This is a genomic window from Streptomyces sp. NPDC057638 (assembly GCF_042800315.1).
Classification (GTDB): domain Bacteria; phylum Actinomycetota; class Actinomycetes; order Streptomycetales; family Streptomycetaceae; genus Streptomyces.
In genome coordinates this window covers 13722-16306 of the sequence record NZ_JBHVHF010000189.1, presented here as the reverse complement: position 1 = coordinate 16306, position 2585 = coordinate 13722, and the positions used below count along the sequence as shown (strand labels likewise).

At 72.4% G+C, this 2585-nt stretch carries 1 protein-coding gene; it reads right to left on the bottom strand.

Translation table 11 applies throughout. The features are described 5' to 3' along the window. Positions 1–222 precede the first annotated feature (222 nt). Positions 223–2151 (bottom strand): 1-deoxy-D-xylulose-5-phosphate synthase, encoded by a 1929-nt coding sequence (gene dxs / locus ACFVIM_RS23305; RefSeq protein ID WP_384304444.1) that lies wholly within the window; start codon positions 2149–2151, stop codon positions 223–225. Between the last annotated feature and the right edge of the window lie 434 nt (positions 2152–2585).

The following is a 2585-nucleotide window of genomic DNA, read 5'->3' as shown; positions in this document are numbered from 1 at the left end:
CCCATCCAGGGTGGTCCTCCCGGCCCGTCGTCGTACAGCCCCGTGTCGGGCGGCTCCCCCGGAGGGGGGTCGGCCGCGTCCACCCGGCGCCATGAGAGGAGCGCGTCGGGTGGCGGGCTCGGGCCCTCCGGCGAGACGGGCGCGAGGGGCGCCGGGACACAGGAGCACGGCGCGCGTCCCCGTCGCGCGACCACGGCGGCGGCGCGGGGCGCCCGGGGCGCGTCAGTCGCGCGCGGGCTCGACTTCCTCGTCCGCACCCGCATACCGCCCGTCCAGCCGGGCGACCAGCCCGGTGACCTGCCGGGCGATGTCCGGAGCGGTCAGCCCGATCTCGGCCATGACCTCCGGACGGGTGGCGTGGTCCAGGAAGCGCGGCGGAATGCCGAAGTCCCGCAGCGGTACATCGACCCCGGCGTCCCGCAGCGCCTGCGCGACCGCCGCGCCGACCCCGCCGACCCGGACGTTGTCCTCGACGGTGACCACGACCCGGTGGCGCTCGGCCAGCGGAGCCAGCGCCTCGTCCACCGGCTTGACCCAGCGCGGGTCCACCACAGTGGTCGAGATGCCCTGCTTGTCCAGCAGATCGGCGATCTCCAGGCACATCGGGGCGAGCGCGCCCACCGAGACCAGCAGCACATCCGGGCGCTCGGCCGCGGCCTCGCCCGGGTCCCGCAGCACATCCATGCCGCCGATCCGGCCCACGGCCTTGACCTCGGGTCCGACCGCGCCCTTGGAGAAGCGCACCACGGTCGGGGCGTCATCGACGGCGACGGCCTCCCGCAGCTGGGCCCGGACCTGGGCGGCGTCACGCGGCGCGGCCATCCGCAGCCCGGGGACGACCTGGAGGATCGACATATCCCACATGCCGTTGTGGGAGGGGCCGTCGGTGCCGGTCACCCCGGCCCGGTCCAGCACGAAGGTGACACCGCACTTGTGCAGTGCCACATCCATCAGCACCTGGTCGAAGGCGCGGTTGAGGAAGGTGGCGTAGACCGCGAAGACGGGGTGCACCCCGCCGGTGGCCAGACCGGCCGCCGAGACGGCGCCGTGCTGCTCGGCGATGCCCACGTCGTAGACCCGGTCGGGATAGGCCTTGGCGAACTTCTCCAGGCCCACCGGCTGGAGCATGGCGGCGGTGATCGCCACCAGATCCTCCCGCTCGGCACCGAGCTTGACCATCTCCTCGCCGAAGACGGAGGTCCAGTCGAGCCCGGACCCGGCGATCGGCAGCCCGGTGTCGGGGTGGATCTTGCCGACGGCGTGGAAGCGGTCGGCCTCGTCGGCGAGGGCGGGCTGGTAGCCCCGGCCCTTCTCGGTGAGGCAGTGCACGATCACGGGTCCGCCGAAGCGCTTGGCGCGGGCCAGCGCCGACTCCAGGGCCTCGATGTCATGGCCGTCGATGGGCCCGACGTACTTCAGCCCGAGGTCCTCGAACATGCCCTGGGGGGCGATGAAGTCCTTCAGCCCCTTCTTGGCACCGTGCAGCGTCCCGTACAGCGGCTTGCCGACCACGGGGGTGCGGCCGAGGAGGTCCTTGCCCCGGGCGAGGAAGCGCTCGTAGCCGTCGGTGGTGCGCAGGGTGGCCAGATGATCGGCGAGGCCGCCGATCGTGGGCGCGTAGGAGCGCTCGTTGTCATTGACCACGATGACCAGGGGGCGGTCCTTGGCGGCGGCGATGTTGTTCAGCGCCTCCCAGGCCATACCGCCGGTGAGCGCGCCGTCACCGATGACGGCGACCACGTGGTCGTCCTTCTTCAGCACCTGGTTGGCCTTGGCCAGACCGTCGGCCCAGCCGAGCACGGTGGAGGCGTGGGAGTTCTCGATGATGTCGTGCTCGGACTCGGCGCGGGCCGGGTAGCCGGAGAGGCCGCCCTTGGTCCGCAGCCGGGAGAAGTCCTGGCGGCCGGTGAGGAGCTTGTGCACATAGCTCTGGTGGCCGGTGTCCCACAGGACCTTGTCTCTCGGCGACTCGAAGACCCGGTGGAGGGCGATGGTGAGCTCGACCACACCGAGGTTGGGGCCGAGGTGACCGCCGGTCTTGGAGACCGCGTCGACGAGAAAGGTCCGGATCTCAGCGGCGAGCTGTACCAGCTCCTCCGGGCTGAGCCGGTCCAGATCGCGCGGTTCCCTGATACGGGTAAGCAGGGCCACCCGTGCCTCCTACGTGTTGAGCTGATCGAGCCTGGCCGATTCCGTCGAGTCTAATGTTCCGCCATGTGACGCGACGGACGGGCGGTGCCATACCCGCCACGGCGGACCTCCATGACCTGCGACACGACCCTCTGTCCCGGATGCCCCCGTCCGTCCGGAACATTCCGGTACGGGGGTACGGAGGGGTCCGGACGCCCGCGGACGGCGCGGCCCGGCGCGCCTGCGCCGGGCACCGTAGACGGCCCTCCCTCACCGTACGCAATTCCGTTCGTCCATCGGACGGATCTTCGAAGCCATGGCCCGGGTCTGATGGATCACCCGGGCCCTGCCCCGGGCCCCTGCCGGGCAGCCGGGCCGGGAGCCGCAGGGGTGGGGGGTACTCCCCCAGGCTCCGCCCCGGGGCACGGCCCGGGCCGCAGGGCCCAGGGGTGGGG